Below are 20,432 nucleotides of genomic sequence, written 5' to 3'. Positions count from 1 at the left end.
GCTCCATTGGGCGGGGCTGCGTGACAGGATCGAGCCCGGTGCCGCGCCGCTGACGCGTCGGTGCTGCGCTCAGGCGTATTCGGGTCGGCGCGGGGTGAAGACGTCGAGATTGATCACCGGCTCGTCGCCGACGACCTCGCCCCAATGCTCGACATTGGAGGGGATCACGACGAGGCCTCCGGGGCCGATCAGGTGCTCCTCGCCGCCGATGAAGAAGCGGATCGTGCCGCTGACGATATAGGCGATCTGCTCATGGGGGTGGCTGTGTGGCTTGGGCTCGTGCCCGGGCATCAGCCGGTGCAGCGCCAGCGTCGCGGCCGAGCCGGAGAATGCCTTGCGGTCGACGCCGGGACGAACCGGCGTCCACGGAATCTGGCTCCAGTCGATCTTGTGAATGTCCATGACGGCGGCTCCGATTGTCACTCAGATTGTCATTTGCAGATTGTCATTTGGCGGCGCCGAGGATCCCCGACGGCCGGATGAACAGGAACAGCAGCAGCACCGACAGCGCCGCGACGTTCTTCAGCCCGGCGCCGAAGCCGACGATGGCGAGCGCCTGCAGCAGGCCGAGCAGCAGGCCGCCGAGGAAGGCGCCGAAGGGTCGCCCGAAGCCGCCGACGATCGCGGCGATGAAGCCGCTGATCGCGAAGGGAACGCCGACATTGAAGGCCGTGTACTGCGTCGGCGTGATCAGGATGCCGGCGATCGCGCCCAGCGCGGCACTCAGCGCGAAGGCCAGGGCCAGCATGCGCGAGACCGGGATGCCCTGCAGCGCCGCCGCCTCGCGGTTGATCGAGCAGGCGCGCATCGCCTTGCCGGTCCGGGTCAGCCCGAAGAAGGCGGCGAGCGCGGCGACGATCGCGAGCGAGCCGCCGATGATCCAGATCAGCTGGTAGCCAATCGCGACCGGGCCGATCATCAGCGGCGGCCGGTCGGTGAAGACGGGCAGGGTCTTGGGCTGGTCGCCGACGGCGATCAGGGTCAGCCGCTCGACCACGATCTGGGCGGCGAGCGTCGCCAGGATCATCACGAACATCGTCGCCTTGCGGTTCCACAGCGGCCTGACGACGACGCGCTCGATCGCGACGCCGAGTGTTGCCACCGCCGCGATGGCGACCAGCGCCGCCAAAGGCAGCGGCACGCCGTTCCGCGCGAACAGCACATGGGTGATCATGCCGCCCAGCATCACGAACGCGCCCTGGGCGAAATTCACGATGCCGCTGGCGTTGTAGATGACGCAAAAGCCAATGCCGATCAGCCCGTAGACGCAGCCGATGCCGAGCCCGCTGACCAGGACCTGAGGGATGTAGGACCAGTCAGCCATGGGAAGGCTCCTGCATGGCCGGCTTGTCCGCGGACGGTTTGCCGGTGCCGAGATAGGCCGCGATCACGGCCGGGTCGGCGCGGACCTCGGCCGGGGTGCCCTGCGCGATCTTGCGGCCGAAATCGACCACGACGACGCGGTCGGCGGTGTTCATCACCAGCGTCATGTCGTGTTCGATCAGCAGCACGCTGGTGCCGTCCTCGGCGATGCGGCGGATGATCCGCGACAACGCCGCCGACTCCTCGGTGTTGAGGCCGGCAGCCGGCTCGTCGAGCAGGATCAGCCGCGGGCCGGCGGCCATGGCGCGTGCCAGCTCCAGCATGCGCTGGCGACCATAGGGCAGGGCCGAGGCCGGCTCGTCCGCCATCGCCGCCAGTCCGGCAAAAGCGAGGAGCTCGCGCGAGCGCGCCTCGACTGCCGCTTCCTCGCGACGCGCGGATGCCGGCCGCAGCAGCGCCGAGAACAGCCCGGCCTTGCCCTGCAGGTGGCAGCCGACCTTGACGTTGTCGAGCACGCTCAGATCCTCGAACAGCTTGACGAGCTGGAAGGTCCTGACGAGCCCGCCAGCGGCGATCTCGGCCGGCGGGCGGCCGGTGATGTCCCTGCCCTCGAAGGTGATCCGTCCGGCGCTCGGCGCCAGGAAGCCGGAGATCAGACTGAACAGCGTGGTCTTGCCGGCGCCATTAGGCCCGATCACCGCGGTGACGCCATCGGCCGGCACCTCGAAGGAGACGTCGTCGACTGCGACGAGCCCGCCGAAACGGCGCGTCACCCCTTCCAGTCTGAGCCGGGTCATGAGCGGCCTCGCGGGGAAAACAGGCTGGCGAGCCCGCGTGGCGCATAGATCAGCAGCACGATCAGCACCGCGCCATAGGCCAGGTCCTGATAGTCCTTGAAGGCGCGGAAGGTCTCGGGCAGCAGACTGACGATCAGCGCGCCGACCAGCGGGCCGGCCACCGTCCCGATCCCGCCGACATAGAGCATGGTGAAGGTGACGATGACCATGTGCAGCCCGAAGACCTCGGGGCTGACGAAGCCGACGACATGGACGAAGAGCGAGCCTGCGAGCGCGGCGAACCCCGCCGAAAGCAGGAAGGCGAGGAGCTTGTAGCGGGCGACCTCGATGCCGAGCGCCGTCGCCGCTTCCTCGCTGCCCGCGACCGCCGAGAGCGCGCGCCCGAAGCGTGAGCGGCGGATGCGGGCAGCGGCGAAAGCGCAGGCCGCGACCACCAGCGAGAGCAGGATGAGCTGACCGCGATCGGAGGTGACCTCATAGGGGCCGATACCGAAAGGCGGGATGCCGGAGATGCCCATATAGCCCTGCGTCACCGACTGCCATTCGACCGTGATCTCGTAAGTGATCAGGCCGATGGCGAGCGTACCCATGGCGAGGTAGTGGCCCTTCAGCCTGAGCGTCGGAAAGCCGACGATCGCGGCGACCAGCACGGCGGCGACGATTCCCAGCAGCATGGCGGGCACAGGGGCCCAGCCATGGCTGGCGGTCAGCACGGCCGAGAGATAGCCGCCGATCGCGGCGAAGGCGTTCTGGCCGAAGGAGACCTGGGCGGCAAAGCCCATGAACAGGTTCAGGCCGGTGACGAAGACCGCATAGATCAGCGCGAAGGAGACGACGGTCGCCGCGTAGCCGCCGACGACCATGGCGTAGCCGACCACGACCGCGGCGAAGAGCCAGGGCAGCAGGCCGACCAGCCCGAACGGGCGTCGTTCAGGCGAAGTAATGCTGGGCGAGGTCGTCATGGGAGGTGATGTCATCAGGATCGAGTTCGGCGACGATGCGCCCGAGCGACAGCAGGTAGACGCGGTTGGCGAGCGCGAGCGCCAGCGGCGCCTTCTGCTCGACCAGCACGATCGACAGGCCTTCGCGGTTGAGGAGGCCGAGCGTCTCCAGGATCTCCCCGGTGACGCGCGGCGCAAGGCCGAGCGAGGGCTCGTCCAGCAAGAGGAGCTTCGGCCCGGCCATCAGCGCGCGGCCGAGCGCGAGCATCTGCTGCTCGCCGCCGGACATCGAGCCAGCGGCCTGGCTGAGCCGTTCCTTCAGGCGCGGGAACAGCGTCAGGACGCGCTCGCGGCGGCGGGCGAACTCGGCCTTGTCGCGCAGGCGATAGGCGCCGAGTTCGAGATTGTCGGCGACGCTCATCGGCGCGAACAGGCCGCGCCCTTCCGGCACCAGCACGATGCCGCGCGCCGCGACGGCGACCGCATCGTTCCGCGGCAGTATTTCGCCGCGGAAGCGGACCTCGCCGCCATTGACTGACAGCCCCATGATCGCGCGCAGCAGCGTCGACTTGCCGGCCCCGTTGGGGCCGAGCACGGCGACGAGCTCGCCTTCGCCGATGCGCAGGTCGACCCCATGCAGCGCATGGATGTGGCCATAGCGCGCCGAGAGGGCGGTCGCGGTCAGGATCGGTGGGGCAGTGCCCGCCTGGGTCTTGGCCGCGGCGGCGAGGCTCATTGCACCACCTTGACCTTGCCGCCTGCGATCGTGGCGAGCACGAACGGATTCTCGGTAATGCCCTGATGAAGGTCCGGCCGGAAATTGTAGATGCCGGTCGTGCCCTGGAAGCCGCTCAGCTCCTCATAGGCGGCACGGACCTTCTCGCCCTCGAAGGACTTCGCCTTCTCGATCGCCGCGGCCGTCAGCATGACTCCATCCCAGCCGCGCGAGGCCCAGTTCGGGTCGCGATCCTTAAACTTCTCGCGCCAGGGATCGAGGAAGCCCTTGATGCCGGCCTTGAGCGCACCTTCAGGCAGGGCCTCATAGACCTGCGAGGGCGAGGCGACGAAGAAGAACTTGTCGCCGAGCACCTCGGCGACCGGGCCGAACACGGCGAGATCCTCGAGGCTCGTCAGCAGCAGCATGTCGGCGCCGAGCTGCTTGATGTTCTTGGCGGCGGTCAGCGTCGTCCCGCCGAGCCCGATCTTCAGGATCGCGCCGGCACCGGCAGAGCGCGCCTTGCTGATCTGCACGCTGAGATCGGCATCGTCCTGCTTGTACTGGTCGACCGAGACGACCTCGAGGCCGAACTTGGCGGCGTTGCGCTCCGCCACGCTCTTCTGGAGGTTGGCATAGGGTGTCGGGTCGTGCAGCACCGCGATCTTGCGGATTTGCGTCTTCTCCTTGAGATATTCCAGGCGCTTGTCGACCTCGAAGCCGGCCGGCGGCAACGTGCTGAAGGCCCAGACCAGATGGTCCGCCTGCGTCGGCAGGATCGAGCACAGCATCATCGGCACCTTGGCGCGCAGCAGCAGGCCTGCCGCCGCGAAATTGCCGGCCGAGACGCAGCCGCTGACGAAGACGTCGACCTTGTCCGAACTCAGCATCTTCCGGTAGACGGTCACCGCCTCCTGCGGCTCCGAGCGGTTGTCCTCGACCACCACCTGGATCTTGCGACCCATCACGCCGCCCTTGGCGTTGAGCGCGGCAGCGGCAAGCTCGACGCCGTCGCGCCAGGCGCGGTCGACGGTCGCGGCATAGCCGGTCAGGCCGGCGGAGACGCCGATCTTGTAGGGTTCCTGGGCACTGGCGGGCAGCGCGCCGGCCAGTGCGAGGCTTGCGGCAAGGCCTCCCGCCAAAAAGGTCTGCTTCATGATCCGTCCTCCCCGTTTTGCTTGATCCCGGCTGGTGGCCCCGATGCGAGGCCCCGCCTTCTTCTTGGCTTTCTCTCGATCTGGTGGCAGCCGCCGTCAGGTCGGCTTACCGTAGCCACCGCCGCCCGGCGTCTCCAGCAGCACCACGTCGCCGGCCTGCATGGTCAGCTTCCTGGCCTCGCTGACGGACTTGCCGTTGACGAGGAAGCGGCCGGGTGCGCCCGCAAGGCCGCCATCGATGCCATCAGGCCCGCGGTCGAGCCGGCTCGGCACGGCATTCAGCAGCCAGGAATGCTCGGTCAGCATGTGGAATTGGATGATCTGGCCGTCGCCGCCCGGCATCCGGCCCTTGCCACCGGAACCCGGCCGCAATTCCTTGCGGTCGAAGACGATCGGCATGGCCGCTTCCAGGATCTCGATCGGCACGGCCGCGACGCCGGTCGGGTAGCAGGTGGCGCTGGGGCCGGGCTTGCCGGCGCGGGCGCCCATGCCACCGGAATAGTTGAACATCGACGAGGTGAAGGCCTCGCCATTGGCGCGCCGGCCCTGGATCTGGATGGTCCAGACCGCGCCTGACCCTTCCGCCAGCACGCGCTCCGGCATCACCTGGTGCAGCGCCTTGAGGATCGGCATCGGCACGTACATGCCGACGACATGGCGCGCGTTCACCGGAGCCGGATAGGCGCAGTTGACGATCGAACCGAGCGGCGCCCGGATTTCGATCGGCGCCAGCGAGCCGGTGTTGTTCGGCAGCTCCGGATTGAGGCAGGAGCGGATCGCGAAGGTCGAATAGGCATGGGTGTAGTTGAGGACGACGTTGATGCCGGTCGTCGTCTGCGGCGAGGAGCCGTCGAAGTCGACGATGATCGAACCGCTCTCGGTATCGACCGTGACGGCTGTCTTCAGCGTGATGACCTCGCCGCCTGGCACGTCGAAGGCCGCCTCGCCATGATAGGTGCCCGGCTTCAGCTTGCGGATGGCGTTGCGCGTCGCATCCTCGGAGCGGCTGATGATCTCGTCCGACAGGGTCTCGATGTCGTCGATGCCATAGCGCTCGCACAGGGTGACCAGATGCTCGGCCGCCGCCTCGCCGGAGGAGACCTGCGCCGAGAGATCGCCGAAGACGGCATCCGGAGTGCGAACATTGTGGCGGATGATGTCGTGCAGCATCTGGCTGGGCTTGCCACGCTCGTAAAGCTTGAGCGGCGGGATCCAGAGGCCTTCTTCATGCACGTCGCGGGCGCCGGCACCGATGCCGTAGCCGCCGATATCGGTGTGATGGATGGTCGAGCCGATATAGGCGAGCAGCTTCTCCCCATCGAAGATCGGCGTCAGGATGGTGATGTCGAAGAAGTGGCCGGCCGAGAGCCAGGGATCGTTGGTGATCAGCACGTCGCCGGGCTCGCAGCGGTCCTTGAACAGCCGCACCAGATGCGCCCCCGCGAAAGCGAGCGAGTTGATATGGCCGGGCGTGCCGGTATTGGCCTGCACCACCATGCGGCCGCGCTGGTCGAACAGCGCGCAGGCGAGATCGCCGGCCTCGCGCACGATCGGGCTGAAGGCGATGCGCTGCAGGGCCTTGGCCCGCTCGGTGACGATGCCGATCAGGTTCGACCAGAGGATTTCGAGTTCGACGCCATCCATTGGATGTGACCTTGCCATCGGGTTCAACCTTTCGTGGCGACGATGCAGCCGAGCGCGTCGATCGTCGCGCTCCAGCCGGGCGGCAGCGCGGTCGTGGTCTCGCGCTCCTCGATGATGGCGGGTCCGGCGATGGTCTGGCCGGTGGCGAGCGCCGCACGCTCGTAGACGGGAACGGACTGGCCATCCTCCCAGGCATGGACCGACCGGTGGCGCTTGGGTGCTCCGGCGGCGATCGCGGGCACGGTCCGGCCGGCGGACTGGGGCAGAGGACCGCGCGCCACGACACGCCAGGTGACCAGCTCGATCGGGACATGCGAGGGGTTGACACCGTAGAGCGTGCGATAGGCCTCCTCGAACTGCGCGGTCAGCGCGCCGGTGTCGCGGCCGAGCCGCGGATCGGCTTCGAAGATGATCGTGACCTCATGCTGCTGGCCGACATAGCGCATGTCGGCGCCGACCAGGATCGTGACGTCGGCGGGTGCGCAGCCGGATTCGCCCAGCGCCGTCAGCCCTTCCTTCTCGAGGTCGCCGAGGACGCGATCGACGCGGGCCCAGTCGAGCTGGTCGATCCGCGTCAGGTCGCTGCGCACGAGATCGAGCCGCACGGGGGTGACGAGCGTGCCGAAGGCGGAGAGGACGCTCGATTGCGGCGGCACGATCACGCTGGTGCTCTGCAGCAACTCGGCGACACCGCAGGCATGCAGCGGCCCGGCGCCGCCGAAGGCGAAGAGCGGCAGGCCGCGATAATCGACGCCGCGATCGGTGGCATGGGTTCGCGCCGCCGAGGCCATCGCCTCGGTGACGACGCGGTAGATGCCGCGCGCAGCCTGCACCGGGCTGAGGCCGAGCGCCTGCCCGAGTCGGCCCATGGCGCCGTCGCAGGCGGCCTTGTCGAGCGACATGTCGCCGCCGAGGAAGTTCTCGGCATCGATCAGCCCGAGCACGAGATCGGCGTCGGTGACGGTGGCGTTCTGGCCGCCGCGGCCATAGCAGGCCGGCCCCGGATTGGAGCCGGCGCTTTCGGGGCCGACCTTGAGCAGGCCGAGATCGTCGACATGGGCGATGCTGCCGCCGCCGGCTCCGATCTCGATCAGGTCGATCGAGGGCACGGTGACCGGCAGGCCGCTGCCCTCGCGGAAGCGATAGCGACGGTCGACCTCGAACAGGCCGGTGATCAGCGGCGTGCTGTTCTCGATCAGGCAGGCCTTGGCGGTGGTACCGCCCATGTCGAAGGACATCAGCCGGTCGATGCCGAGCAGCTCGGCATAGTGGCAGGCCGCGAGCGCGCCGGCGGCCGGGCCACTCTCGATCATCCGCACCGGGTTCTTGCCCGCCGTCTCGGCTCCGACCACGCCGCCGGAGGACAGCATGATCAGCGGGGTGTTGGCGAAGCCCTCGCCGCGCAGCCGGTCGCTGAGCCGCTTGAGATAGGGCTGCGAGATCGGCATCGCATAGGCGTTCACGGTCGCCGTCGAGGCACGCTGGTATTCGCGGATCTGCGGCGCGACCTCCGAGGAGGTGCAGATGAAGACGTCGTTGAGCTCGCGCGACAGGGCGGCTGCGACCAGCGCCTCGTTGTCAGGGTTGGCGAAGCTGTTGAGGAAGCAGATCGCGACGGCGCGAGCGCCGCTGGCGCGGATCTCGGCCGCAAGCTTCGCGATGTCCTGCGGGCTTGGAGCCAGCGCCACCGTGCCGTCGGCGAGGACACGTTCCTTCAGGCCGAAGGTCAGCTCGCGCGTGACCAGCGGCTCGGGGAACTCGATCTGCGGGTCGTACATGTCGTAGCGGTGCTCGTTGCGGATCGAGAGCACGTCGCTGAAGCCTTCGGTGACGACGAGCGCCGTCGGCAGGCCCTTGCGCTCGATCAGTGCGTTGGTCACCACCGTCGTGGCATGGACCACGACGCCGTCGACCGCGTCCGCGGCGATGCCGGCCTTGCCGAGCACTGAATCGACGCCGCGGAAGAAGCCTTCCAGCAGGTCGTGATGCGTGGTCAGGGTCTTGTCGACGCTGAGGCTGCCGCGGGAATCCCGCAGGACGATGTCGGTGAAGGTGCCGCCGATGTCGACGGCCAATGAATAGGTCATGCTCTCAGTCTTTCCAGGTCAAGCCACGAGAGATGCGGGCGGCGCTGCTGACGACCTCACGGATCTGCTCGGGATCGGGAACGGGCGGAATGAACTGCGTCGCGCCGACGATGGCGATCGAGCCGACGAGTACCTTGCGGTGGTCGAAGACGGGGGCCGCCAGCGTGTTGACGCCGGTGATCACCTCGTCGGGCGCCGTCGCCCAGCCGCGCTCGCGGACGAGCGCGATGTCCGCCAGGAGCGCCTCGCCGGAGACGATCGTGTGCGGCGTCCATGCCTCCAGCTTGCCGCCGGCAATGGCGTGACGACGCTCCGGCGAGCCGAATGCAAGCCAGATCTTTCCATGCGCGCTTGCGTGAAAGGCGAGGCGAGTGCCCGGCCGCATCGCGAATTCGATCATCGTGCGGCCCTGGATCAGCTCGAGGACGATCAACTCCTCGTCGATCACATCGCAGAGCGTGGCAGCCTGGCCACTGCGGTCACGCAGGCTCATCAGCTCTTCGCGCGCGGCGCTGACGATGTCGAAGCGCTGCCGCAGGGCCTCACCCAGCACCATCAGCTTGACCCCGGCCGCGTAACGGCCGGTCTCGCTCTCCTGCCGGACGAAGCCGTGGCGCTGCAGCGTCACCAGGTGGCGGTAGATCGTTGCCTTCGATGCAGAGAGCGCCTCAGCGATCTGGCCGAGCGAAGCGGGACGGCTCTGCTGCACCAGATAGTCGACCGCATGCAGCGCGAGATCGAGCGTGCTCGTACCCGCAGGCGCAGGCTTTCCCGTGACTTTTGGCGACGCTGTCGACAAAGGCGTTTCCTGTTGCTTGTTTCATTTAATGAAATGTCATTTTATTATTTGATACGATAGCGAGCGATTGGACCGAATGTCAACCCGCCCCCGAAGGAGCGGGCTGGAACGCCATCTCGACCCGTGTCGAAGTCGGACACCTGAATTACTCGATGATCTGGACGACACGCCCTGTGCTCGCGTCCACGAGCATATCGGGGGCCGATGACACCATCCGCCGCTACCTTCACGATCTTGAAGGGCTCGATGCCGTGCAACGGGTCGGCAAGCGCCCGATGCGCTGGTCCTTCCGGCATCTGGTCACGGCCGGACGCGGCAGGTAGACCACGTCGGATGTTCCGCTTCCTTCACAGCGCCGATTTGCATCTCGGCAAGCCTTTCGGCTCGATGCCGGACGAGCTGCGCGGGCGGCTGCGCGAGGCCCGCCATACCGTGCTCGACCGGCTGGCGACCCAAGCCTGCGCCGCGGGTGCGGAGACGATCCTGCTCGCCGGCGACGTGTTCGATACGGAAACGCCGAGCCCGGCCGTGCTGCGCCAGGCGCTGGCCGCCATGGCCGGGCATGACGGCCTTCGCTGGATTCTGCTGCCCGGCAATCACGATTCGCTCGCCGCCGAAGCGCTCTGGGCCGGCCTTGCGACCTCGCGGCCCGGCAATGTCGTGCTCGCAACCGAGCCGGCTCCCTTCCAGCTCGCCGGCGATGTCGTCCTGCTGCCCGCGCCCTGCACGACGCGCCGGCCCGGCCGCGACCTGACCGAATGGATGGCTCTGGCGGCGACCCCGCCGGATACGATCCGGATCGGCTTCGCCCATGGCGCCGTGCAGAGCTTTTCGGAGGATGGCGGCGCCGGCGACGTCATCGCCCCCGACCGGGCGGCCCGCGCCGGCCTCGACTATCTCGCCCTCGGAGATTGGCACGGACAGATGCGGATCGGACCGCGCACCTGGTATAGCGGCGCGCCGGAGCCGGACCGGTTCAAGCACGACGCCACCGGCCGCGCCTTGCTGGTCACGCTTCCCGCGGCAGGAGCCGAGCCCGCGGTCGAACCCGTGGAGACCGGGTCGTTCGACTGGCGCATGCTCGCGCTCGACTGCCTGGCGGGCGACGACCCGAGCACGCATCTGGCAGCGCTGCTGCCGGCGGGTCCTTCGCGCCGCCAGTCGCTCGTCCGCATCGTTGCGACAGGCCGGACGCGGCCGCCGGCACGGACCCGGCTGGAAGCTGACCTCAAGGCGATTGCGCCCGAATTCGCCCTGCTGCAACTGGAGGCGCAGGAGCTGGTCACCGAATGCGAGAGCGAGGACCTCGACCAGATCGACCGGGCCGGCGCCTTGCGGGACGCCGCCGAAATGCTGCTCGCAGAAAGCGGCGACGAAAGCCGCTCCCCGGCCGAGCGCGAAGTGGCCCGTGAGGCGTTGATGCGCCTCTTCTCGTACTGCGCGGCGGCGGCCTGATGAAGCTGACCGCCCTGCGCCTGCACAATGTCCGCCGCTTCGCCGGCACCGGTGTGCGCATCGAGAACATCGGCGACGGCATCAACGTGCTCTGCGCTGCCAACGAGCATGGCAAGTCGACCTGTTTCGACGCCCTGCACGCGCTGTTCTTCCAGCCTCATACCGGTACGCCCGGCGCCGTCCAGGCGCTGCGGCCCTATAGCGGCGGCAACCCGCTGGTCGAGGCCGACCTCACCACCGCCGACGGCGCCTTCCGGCTGACCAAGCAGTTCTATGGCGGCCGCCGCGCCCAGGTCCGCGAGCGCGACAGCGGCCGCCTGATCGCGCAGGCGGACGAAGCCGAGCGCTTCATCGCCGCGCTGGTGAAGGGCGGTATCAGCGGGCCGGCCGGCCTGCTCTGGGTCCGCCAGGGCGTGACCGGCATCGAGCGGCGCGCCAAGGCCGAGGACGAGACGGAGCGGCGCGCGCGGGAAACCGTGCTGACCTCGGTCCAGGGCGAGGTCGAGGCGCTGACCGGCGGGCGGCGCATGACCGAGGCGCTTCTGGCCTGCGAGGAGGAGCTGCTGCGGCTGGTGACGGCGACCGGCAGGCCCAAGGCCGGCGGTCCTTACGCCATCGCCATCGACGAGAGCGAACAACTGGCGGAGCAGGAGCGTCGCCTTGGCACCGAGGTCTCCGATCTGCGCGCCGCGCTCGACCGGCGCCGCACGATCCGGGGGCGGCTCTCCGAGATCGACACGCCGGAGACGGCGCGGGAACGCCAGGCCGCTCTGGCGGAAGCCGAAGCAGAATTGGCGGCCGCCAAGGCACAGACTGAATCCTTCAAGGCGGCAGAGAGCAAGGCCGCCCTGGCACTGAACCGACGCGTCTCGGCGGAGCAGGCCGTGACCGGCTTCCGGCAGGCGCTCGCCCGTTTTGCAGGTCTGCGCGACGCCGAGGCCGGCGCAGCGCAGGAACGTGACGCCGCCCGCGCCCGCCACCAGGGCGCCGCCGGCATCGTGCGGGAGGCCGCGGCTGCAGTGGAAAGCGCCGAGCGCGAGGAACGCGAGCAGCGCGACCTGCTCGCGCGCCTGGAGCGGGCCTTGCGCGCGCAGGAAGCGGCGAACCGGCTGGCCACGGCCCGGGACAGCGAGCGCGAAGCGCAGGCCACCCGCGAGCAGATCGAGCGCATGGAGGCGACCCTCAAGAGCCTCGCCCTGCCCGCCGGCAAGATCGCCGAGCTGGAGCAGGCGGAGAGCCAGCTGCTGCAATTGCAGGCCAGGGCCGAGGCGCGGGCGCCGCAATTGCGCATCGACTACGCGGACGGCGCGGAAGGCGGGATCTCGATCGCGGGCATCGCGCTGACGCAGGCCGAGGAACGGCCGCTGGTCGGCACGACGCAGATCGAGATCGCTGCGATCGGCCGCCTGACCGTGACCGCGCCGCAGGCCGAGGAAGACAGCCGCAGCATCGCCAGGGCTCAGGCGAAGCGGCAGGCGCTGCTCGACGAGCTCCAGGTCGACAGTCTCGCCGCGGCGCGCCTGCGCGAGGGACAGGCGCGTGACATCAAGGCCGATCTCGATATCGCGCGCCGGCGCCTCCAGCTGCTCGCGCCAAACGGGCTCGCGGCTTTGCGCGAGCAGATCGCGCGACTGGAGACCGAGGCGGCCAGCGCGAACGAAGCCCCGGCCGACCTGAACGCGGCACGCCAGCAGCTCGGGGCGGTCGAGGCACGCGTCGGTGCCATGCGCGAAGCGGCTCGCGCGGCGCAGGCCCGGACCGAGACCTCCGCCTCCGCTCTGGTCGAGGCGGAACGCCATGCCGCCGGATTGTCCTCCGCACTTGCCGCGCTCGCCGAGAGCTTGGGTCCCCAGGCGGAATGGCGCGGGCGCGAGGAGCGCCTCTCGGTGGAGCATGACGAGACGGACAGGGCCTGGCAGGCCGCCCAGCGGCAGGTCGAGGAGCTCGCGGCGCGAACCATCGATCTTGCGGCAGCAGAGGCGCGCCATCTGCGCCTGCGTTCGGTCATGGACGCCGCGCGCGAGGAGATCACCCGGTTGCGCGAGGAGGCCGCAGGCCTCGACGGCCGTATCCAGACCCGCACCGAGACTGCAATCGAGGAGACCTGGCAGGAAACCCGCGACAGGCTCGCGCAAGCGCAGCAGCGCACCGCCATGCTCGCCCGTGAGGTCGCCGTTCTCTCCCGGCTGCGCAATGCGCTCGAAGCAGCTCGCTCGCAGGCGCGGGACCATTATTTCGCGCCGGTGCTGCAGGAGCTGCGCCCGCTCCTCGGCTTGCTGTTCGACGATGCCAGCGTCACCTTCGACGAGGACACGCTGCTGCCGCGCTCGGTGCAGCGCAACGGCCTCGACGAGCAGGTCGGCGTCCTCAGCGGCGGCATGCGAGAGCAGCTCGCGATCCTGACGCGGCTGGCCTTCGCGCGGCTGCTCGCCAAGGGCGGCCAGCCGACGCCGGTCATCCTCGACGACGCGCTGGTCTATTCCGACGACGATCGCATCGAGAAGATGTTCGATGCGCTGCATCGCCAGGCCAGCGCCCAGCAGGTCATCGTCTTCTCCTGCCGCCAGCGCGCCTTTGCCCGGCTTGGCGGCCACGTCCTGCGCACCGAGCCATGGCAGCCCGATCAGTAGGGAGTGGCGGCCGGATCTTCAGAACCTCATCTCGACCCTGCCCTTGAGGGCGTGGTCTCTGGAGCGTTCGCCGATGGCGGCCGAGTAGGTCAGGCCGAGTGCGGTGGCCTGCGATATCCCCAGCCCTAGCGCGCCAGCAGACCAGGCAGGCTTGCCCGCGAGGCAATGAACAGCGGTTCACATCCCGCCAAATCCGGCATGCGTTGCAGATTTGCTGCAACCCATTTGCTGGAACGTCGGCCTGACTCCTGAGGCCGCCTCAAACGACCCCAGTGCTGTGGCGGGATCCCGCGTCACGGCAATGTGAGCCCTTGTCCGTCTCAGGGCTGTTGGAAACTGCCCTGCAGTGACTAGCTCGTCGGATGGGCGACTCGATCACACAGGAGATTGCCATGCTTTCGCGCAAGATCGCCGCCGTTGCGGCCGCGCTTCTGCTTTCGGGAGTGGGTTCCGTGGCCTATGCCACCGAGCTCGGGGCCGCGAGCATCGTGCATGAACAGGCCCAGAACCAGCGAGCCCTCGCCGAGCAGGCGCAGTACCTTGCCTATCACGATCACTTCAAGGACGTGGACAGCCAGCCGGGCCGCGGTGCCGGCGTGTTGCCGCATCACAACTGAGCGCCGGGACATGCTTTGGGAAGGGGCCGCCGCGGCGGCCCCTTTTCGTCGTGCCTATCGGAAAGCGCGGGAATCTGGGAAGACTGCACGCGGCGCGCCGCATGGAGTGGGAGTCGAGCCGGAGCCAGCGCCGTTCGACGGGGATGCCTGAGATGCGGCCATGATCATCCGCCAGCTCGTCTATCTCGACGCGCTCGCGCGCGAAAAGCATTTCCGCAAGGCGGCCGAGGCCTGCCATGTCTCGCAGCCGACGCTCTCGGCCGCGATCGTCCAGCTCGAGGAAGAACTCGGCGTGCTGATCGTCGAGCGTGGCAGGCGCTTCCAGGGCCTGACCAAGGAAGGCGAGGCAGTGCTCGCCCATGCCCGGCGCATCCTCGCCGAGGCCGACCTGATGAAGGAATCGATCGCGGAACTGCGCGAGGGCATCAGCGGCCGCATCCGGCTCGGCGCGATCCCGACCGCCTTGCCGATGATCGCGCACATCACCGCGCCATTCTCCTCGCGCTATCCCGAGGTGTCGCTGACGGTGCTGTCGCTGACCTCCGCCGAAATCCAGGAGCGCATCGACAATTTCGAGCTCGATGTCGGCCTGACCTATCTCGACAATGAACCGCTCGACCGGGTGATCTCCAAGCCGATCTATCTGGAATCTTATGTGCTGCTGACGCGCGAGGACGGCGAGTTCGGCGAGCGCGAGACGATCAGCTGGGCTGAGGCCGCCGAGCTCAAGCTCTGCCTGCTCACCTCCGACATGCAGAACCGGCGCATCATCGACGGCATCTTCCGCTCGGTCGGGGCGGCGCCACGGCCGGCGATCGAGACCAATTCGATCTTCAACCTTTGCTCCCATGCCGGCATCCAGGGCGTCGCCAGCATCGTCTCGATCCAGCTGCTCGAGTTCTTTGGCGTGCCGATCGGCACCAAGGCGCTGCCTCTGGTCGAGCCGGCCGCGCAACGCACCATCGGCCTGATCGTCGCCGACCGGCAGCCTTTCGCGCCGCTGGCGCGCAATCTCCTGATGATGACGCGCCCCGTCGCCGAGGCGGCGCTCCCCAGGCGCCCGATCGTACGATAGCCCTGCCCTATCGCATTGCAGCGTAGATTTTTTGTGCGCTGCAAAATCGTGCGATAATCGATCCTTACCGGCCAGATCGTGCTATACTCATTTGCCCTCATCCGCACTTCGATGGTTTTTGATAGTTTTTACCTATCGTACAGTTGGAACAAACGATTTGAACCGATTCCAAGCTTAAGTTCCAATTCCTCCAATCGAGAGCCGAACCGGCTGGGGACGGAGGAGACATGGCGGCATACCCGGCCTGGGACGAAGACGGCGCTCGCCTGATCATCGCGGGGCTTTCGCATCTCGAAGGAGCGGCCCTGCCGATCCTGCATGCGCTGCAGGACGAGTTCGGCTATGTCGACCCCAAGGCCGTGCCGCTGATCGCCGACGCGCTCAACCTGTCGCGGGCCGATGTGCACGGCACCATCTCCTTCTATCACGACTTCCGTACCGCCCCGCCGCCGCGCCGCGTCGTCAAGCTCTGCCGCGCCGAGGCCTGCCAGGCGCTCGGCTGCGAGAGCCTGGTCGAAGAACTGGCGCGCGACCACGGCATCGTCGTCGACGCTCATGCCGGCAGCCATGATGCGGTGGTCGAGACCGTCTATTGCCTCGGCAATTGCGCGCTCGGCCCCTCCGCTCTGGTCGAGGGCGAATTGCTCGGCCGGGTCGACGCCGATCGGGTCGCGGCGCTGTGCGGAGCGCGGCAATGAGCGACACCATTCGTATCTTCGTGCCGATCGATGCCGCCGCCCTCTCGGTCGGCGCGGAAGGCGTGGCGCAGGCGATTGCGAGGGAAGCGCAGGCTCGCGGTCTCGACGTCGAGCTCATCCGCAATGGCTCGCGCGGGATGCTCTGGCTCGAGCCGATGGTCGAGGTCGAGACCTCGGAGGGGCGGATCGGCTATGGCCCGGTCATGGCCAAAGACGTCATCGGCCTGTTCGAGGCCGGCTTCCAGAGCGGGGGCGTGCACGCCTTGCGCCTCGGCCCGGTGGAGCAACTCGACTGGCTGAAGCGCCAGCAGCGCCTGACCTTCGCGCGCGTCGGGGTCACCGACCCGCTCTCGCTCGCCGACTACCGCGCCCATGACGGGCTGAAGGGCCTGGAAAAGGCGCTCTCGCTCACCGGCGCCGCGATCGTCGAGGAAGTCAGGGAGTCCGGCCTGCGCGGCCGCGGCGGTGCCGGCTTCCCGACCGGGATCAAGTGGAAGACCGTCCACGATGCCAAAGCGGAGCAGAAATACATCGTCTGCAATGCCGACGAGGGCGACAGCGGCACCTTCGCCGACCGGATGCTGATGGAAGGCGACCCCTTCCTGCTGATCGAGGGCATGGCGATCGCCGCGATCGCAGTCGGCGCGACCAAGGGCTACATCTATCTGCGCTCGGAGTACCCGCACGCCCACAAGGCGCTGCAGCGGGCGATCCTGAAGGCGCGCAATGCCGGGCTGCTCGGCCCGTCCGTGCTCGGCTCGGGCAAGGCTTTCGAACTTGAGGTCCGGCTGGGCGCCGGCGCCTATATCTGCGGCGAGGAGACCTCGCTGCTGGAGAGTCTGGAAGGCAAGCGCGCCATCGTCCGCGCCAAGCCGCCGATCCCGGCCCTGCAGGGCCTGTTCGGCAAGCCGACCATCGTCAACAACGTGCTCTCCTTCGCCGCCGTGCCCTGGATCCTGACCCATGGCGCCAAGGCCTATGCCGATTACGGCATGGGCCGCTCCCGCGGCACGCTTCCGGTACAACTCGGTGGCAATGTCAGGCAGGGCGGGCTGATCGAGCTCGCCTTCGGCATCTCGCTGCGCGAGATCATCGAGGATCTGGGCGGCGGCACGCTGTCGGGCCGGCCGATCCGGGCGGTGCAGGTCGGCGGCCCACTTGGCGCTTATCTGACGGAAAAGCAGCTCGACACGCCGATGGACTACGAAGCGCTGGCCGGTATCCGGGCGATGCTCGGCCATGGCGGCATCGTCGTCTTCGACGACAGCGTCGATATGGCCAGGCAGGCCCGCTTCGCCTTCGAGTTCTGCGCCAAGGAAAGCTGCGGCAAGTGCACGCCCTGCCGCATCGGCGCGACGCGCGGCGTGGAACTGGTCGACAGGATCATCGCCGGCACCGAGCGGCCGAAGAACCTCGCCGTGCTGCGCGATCTCAACAAGCTGATGACCGACGCTTCGCTCTGCGCCATGGGCGGCCTCACGCCGATGCCGGTGATGAGCGCGCTCAACCATTTCTTCGAGGATTTCGACCGCCCGCCGGCACCCAAGCTGCCGCTCGCGGCCGAGTGAGGAGACATCGATGAGCCTGATCAAGGAAATCGATTTCGGAACCCCGATCCGCGTCGCCGAGAAGACGGTGACACTGACGATCGACGGCGAGAGCGTCACCGTCCCGGCCGGCACCTCGGTGATGGCGGCGGCGATGAGCCTGGGCACCAAGATCCCCAAGCTCTGCGCCACGGATTCGCTCGAACCCTTCGGCTCATGCCGGCTCTGCCTCGTCGAGATCGAGGGGCGGCGCGGCACGCCGTCCTCCTGCACCACCCCGGCCGAAGACGGCATGGTCGTGCGCACCCAGTCGGAGAACCTGTCCTCCCTGCGCAAGGGCGTGATGGAGCTCTACATCTCCGACCACCCGCTCGACTGCCTGACCTGCTCGGCCAATGGCGATTGCGAACTGCAGGACATGGCCGGCGCGGTCGGCCTGCGCGAGGTCCGCTACGGCTATGACGGTGAGAACCACGTCAAGCCGACGGCGATGGACGGCTACGCCAACGAGAACTGGCTGCCAAAGGACACCTCGAACCCCTATTTCACCTACGACCCCAGCAAGTGCATCGTCTGCAATCGCTGTGTGCGCGCCTGCGCCGAGGTCCAGGGCACGTTCGCATTGACGATCACCGGCCGCGGTTTCGACTCGCGCGTCGCCGCGGGTCCGACCGATTTCCTCGGCTCCGAATGCGTCTCCTGCGGCGCCTGCGTCCAGGCCTGCCCGACCGCGACGCTGATGGAGAACAAGGTGATCGAGCTCGGCCAGCCCGAGCATTCCAAGGTCACGACCTGCGCCTATTGCGGCGTCGGCTGCTCGTTCAAGGCCGAGATGCAGGGCGACCGCGTCGTGCGCATGGTGCCCTACAAGGGCGGCCAGGCGAATGAGGGCCATAGCTGCGTCAAGGGCCGCTTCGCCTGGGGCTATGCGACCCACAAGGACCGCATGACCAAGCCGATGATCCGCGAAAAGATCACCGATCCCTGGCGCGAAGTGTCCTGGGAGGAGGCGATCGGCTACGCCGCCAGCGAGTTCAAACGCATCCAGGCCAAGTACGGCCGGGAATCGGTCGGCGCCATCACCTCCTCGCGCTGCACGAACGAGGAGGTCTTCCTCGTCCAGAAGCTGGTGCGCGCCGCCTTCCGCAACAACAATGTCGATACCTGCGCCCGCGTCTGCCATTCGCCGACCGGCTATGGCCTGAAGACCACGCTCGGGACCTCGGCCGGCACACAGGATTTCAAGTCGGTCGCCAAGTCCGACGTCATCATCGTCATCGGCGCCAACCCGACCGACGGCCACCCGGTCTTCGCCTCGCGCATGAAGAAGCGCCTGCGCCAGGGGGCTCGGCTGATCGTTGCCGACCCGCGCCGCATCGATCTCGTCAAGTCGCCGCACATCAAGGCCGACCATCATCTGCAATTGAAGCCCGGCACCAATGTCGCCCTGCTCAACGCGATCTCGCATGTGGTGGTGACCGAGGGGCTGATCGCCGAGACCTACGTCCGCGAGCGCTGCGACCTCGCCGATTTCGAGCTCTGGGCCCGTTTCGTCGCCGAAGAGCGCAACTCGCCTGAGGCCACCGAAGAGTTCACCGGCGTGCCGGCGGCCGATGTCCGTGCGGCCGCCCGGCTCTACGCCACCGGCGGCAATGGCGCGATCTACTATGGTCTCGGCGTCACCGAGCACAGCCAGGGCTCGACCACGGTGATGGCGATGGCGAACCTCGCCATGGCGACCGGCAATATCGGCCGCGACGGCGTCGGCATCAATCCGCTGCGCGGCCAGAACAATGTCCAGGGCTCCTGCGACATGGGCTCCTTCCCGCACGAATTCTCCGGCTATCGCCATGTCGCGGATGATGCGACCCGGCAGGTCTTCGAGATGATGTGGGGCGTGCCGCTCGACGCCGAGCAGGGCCTGCGCATCCCCAACATGCTCGACGAGGCCGTCGGCGGCAGCTTCAAGGGGCTCTATGTCCAGGGCGAGGACATCGCCCAGTCCGACCCCAACACCCAGCACGTCACCGCGGGCCTCGCCGCGATGGAATGCGTCGTCATCCAGGACCTGTTCCTGAACGAGACCGCGAAATACGCCCATGTCTTCCTGCCGGGCTCCTCCTTCCTGGAGAAGGACGGCACTTTCACCAATGCCGAGCGCCGCATCAATCGCGTCCGCCAGGTGATGGCGCCGCTGTCGGGCAAATCGGAATGGCAGGCGACGATCGATCTCTCGCGGGCGCTCGGCTACGACATGGCCTATGGCCATCCCGGCGAGATCATGGACGAGATCGCCAGGCTGACGCCGAGCTTCGCCGGCGTGAGCTACGACAAGCTCGAGAAGCTCGGCTCGGTGCAGTGGCCCTGCAACGACAAGGCCCCGACCGGCACGCCCCTGATGCATGTCGACCGCTTCGTGCGCGGCAAGGGCAAGTTCATGATCACGGAGTACGTGCCGACGCAGGAACGTACCGGCCCGCGCTATCCGCTGATCCTGACCACCGGGCGCATCCTCTCGCAATACAATGTCGGCGCTCAGACCAGGCGGACCGAGAACCAGGCCTGGCACGACGAGGACATGCTGGAGATCCACCCCTTCGACGCCGAGAGCCGCGGCATCAAGGACGGCGATCTCGTCGCGCTCGCCAGCCGCTCCGGCGACATCTCGCTGCGTGCCGAGATCACCGAGCGGGTACAGCCGGGCGTGGTCTACACCACCTTCCACCATGCGCAGACCGGCGCCAACGTCATCACCACCGACTATTCCGATTGGGCGACGAACTGCCCGGAATACAAGGTCACGGCGGTCGAGGTCCGCAGGACGAATTATTATTCCGAATGGCAGGAGCGCAATCGCGAGCAGGATGTCTCGCTGCGGCTGATCGCCGGACGCTTGCCCGATGCCGCGGAATAGCCCGCCCGCCCAGCCGCCGGCGAGCCACGCGGT

At 68.0% G+C, this 20,432-nt stretch carries 16 protein-coding genes; 7 read left to right on the top strand and 9 right to left on the bottom strand.

Annotated elements, in window-relative coordinates; translation table 11 throughout:
• Positions 1–69: 69 nt before the first annotated feature.
• From VGV58_RS14420 to VGV58_RS14380, 9 genes are all read right to left on the bottom strand, one after another.
• Entirely contained in the window at positions 70–402 is a 333-nt protein-coding gene (locus tag VGV58_RS14420; protein WP_156412267.1) for a cupin domain-containing protein, read from the bottom strand.
• A 43-nt stretch (positions 403–445) separates the two neighbouring features.
• A complete protein-coding gene (locus VGV58_RS14415; protein WP_326874698.1) occupies positions 446–1,324 on the bottom strand; it encodes a branched-chain amino acid ABC transporter permease in 879 nt (292 codons plus the stop codon).
• Positions 1,317–2,120: an ABC transporter ATP-binding protein gene (locus tag VGV58_RS14410; protein WP_326874697.1), complete on the bottom strand. Its 804-nt coding sequence runs from the start codon at positions 2,118–2,120 to the stop codon at positions 1,317–1,319. The genes VGV58_RS14415 and VGV58_RS14410 overlap by 8 nt, the downstream gene beginning before the upstream one ends.
• Positions 2,117–3,082, bottom strand: coding sequence for a branched-chain amino acid ABC transporter permease (locus VGV58_RS14405; protein WP_326874696.1), 966 nt, complete (start codon positions 3,080–3,082; stop codon positions 2,117–2,119). Before VGV58_RS14405 ends, VGV58_RS14410 begins: the two co-directional genes overlap by 4 nt.
• The gene (locus VGV58_RS14400; protein WP_326874695.1) at positions 3,051–3,797 is read right to left on the bottom strand and encodes an ABC transporter ATP-binding protein; all 747 of its coding nucleotides are present in this window, start codon (positions 3,795–3,797) and stop codon (positions 3,051–3,053) included. The genes VGV58_RS14405 and VGV58_RS14400 overlap by 32 nt, the downstream gene beginning before the upstream one ends.
• Positions 3,794–4,933, bottom strand: coding sequence for an ABC transporter substrate-binding protein (locus VGV58_RS14395; RefSeq protein WP_326874694.1), 1,140 nt, complete (start codon positions 4,931–4,933; stop codon positions 3,794–3,796). Before VGV58_RS14395 ends, VGV58_RS14400 begins: the two co-directional genes overlap by 4 nt.
• 96 nt (positions 4,934–5,029) lie before the next feature.
• Complete coding sequence (locus VGV58_RS14390) at positions 5,030–6,577, bottom strand: hydantoinase B/oxoprolinase family protein (RefSeq protein ID WP_326874693.1); 1,548 nt, start codon at positions 6,575–6,577, stop codon at positions 5,030–5,032.
• 23 nt (positions 6,578–6,600) lie between these two features.
• The gene (locus VGV58_RS14385) at positions 6,601–8,664 is read right to left on the bottom strand and encodes a hydantoinase/oxoprolinase family protein (RefSeq protein ID WP_326874692.1); all 2,064 of its coding nucleotides are present in this window, start codon (positions 8,662–8,664) and stop codon (positions 6,601–6,603) included.
• Positions 8,665–8,668: 4 nt separating this feature from the next.
• The gene (locus VGV58_RS14380) at positions 8,669–9,463 is read right to left on the bottom strand and encodes an IclR family transcriptional regulator (RefSeq protein WP_326874691.1); all 795 of its coding nucleotides are present in this window, start codon (positions 9,461–9,463) and stop codon (positions 8,669–8,671) included.
• A gap of 333 nt (positions 9,464–9,796) precedes the next feature.
• Here VGV58_RS14380 and VGV58_RS14375 point away from each other — a divergent pair, with 333 nt between their 5' ends.
• From VGV58_RS14375 to fdhF, 7 genes are all read left to right on the top strand, one after another.
• Positions 9,797–10,918 carry a metallophosphoesterase family protein gene (locus VGV58_RS14375; protein ID WP_326874690.1) on the top strand — a complete coding sequence of 374 codons (1,122 nt, stop codon included), beginning with the start codon at positions 9,797–9,799 and terminating at the stop codon, positions 10,916–10,918.
• Complete coding sequence (locus tag VGV58_RS14370) at positions 10,918–13,548, top strand: AAA family ATPase (protein WP_326874689.1); 2,631 nt, start codon at positions 10,918–10,920, stop codon at positions 13,546–13,548. The genes VGV58_RS14375 and VGV58_RS14370 overlap by 1 nt, the downstream gene beginning before the upstream one ends.
• A gap of 392 nt (positions 13,549–13,940) precedes the next feature.
• Positions 13,941–14,165, top strand: coding sequence for a hypothetical protein (locus tag VGV58_RS14365; RefSeq protein ID WP_326874688.1), 225 nt, complete (start codon positions 13,941–13,943; stop codon positions 14,163–14,165).
• Positions 14,166–14,325: 160 nt separating this feature from the next.
• A complete protein-coding gene (locus tag VGV58_RS14360; RefSeq protein ID WP_326874687.1) occupies positions 14,326–15,240 on the top strand; it encodes a LysR family transcriptional regulator in 915 nt (304 codons plus the stop codon).
• Between the two features lie 227 nt (positions 15,241–15,467).
• Positions 15,468–15,938: an NAD(P)H-dependent oxidoreductase subunit E gene (locus tag VGV58_RS14355; RefSeq protein ID WP_326874686.1), complete on the top strand. Its 471-nt coding sequence runs from the start codon at positions 15,468–15,470 to the stop codon at positions 15,936–15,938.
• Positions 15,935–17,506: a formate dehydrogenase beta subunit gene (locus VGV58_RS14350; RefSeq protein ID WP_326874685.1), complete on the top strand. Its 1,572-nt coding sequence runs from the start codon at positions 15,935–15,937 to the stop codon at positions 17,504–17,506. The genes VGV58_RS14355 and VGV58_RS14350 overlap by 4 nt, the downstream gene beginning before the upstream one ends.
• 10 nt (positions 17,507–17,516) lie before the next feature.
• Positions 17,517–20,399: a formate dehydrogenase subunit alpha gene (gene fdhF / locus VGV58_RS14345; RefSeq protein ID WP_326874684.1), complete on the top strand. Its 2,883-nt coding sequence runs from the start codon at positions 17,517–17,519 to the stop codon at positions 20,397–20,399.
• Positions 20,400–20,432: the final 33 nt, after the last annotated feature.

Origin of the sequence: Allobosea sp. (assembly GCF_035944895.1) — a bacterium.
Classification (GTDB): Bacteria; Pseudomonadota; Alphaproteobacteria; order Rhizobiales; family Beijerinckiaceae; genus Allobosea.
The sequence above is the reverse complement of the archived record's forward strand: the minus strand, read 5'-3'. Positions and strand labels throughout refer to the sequence as shown.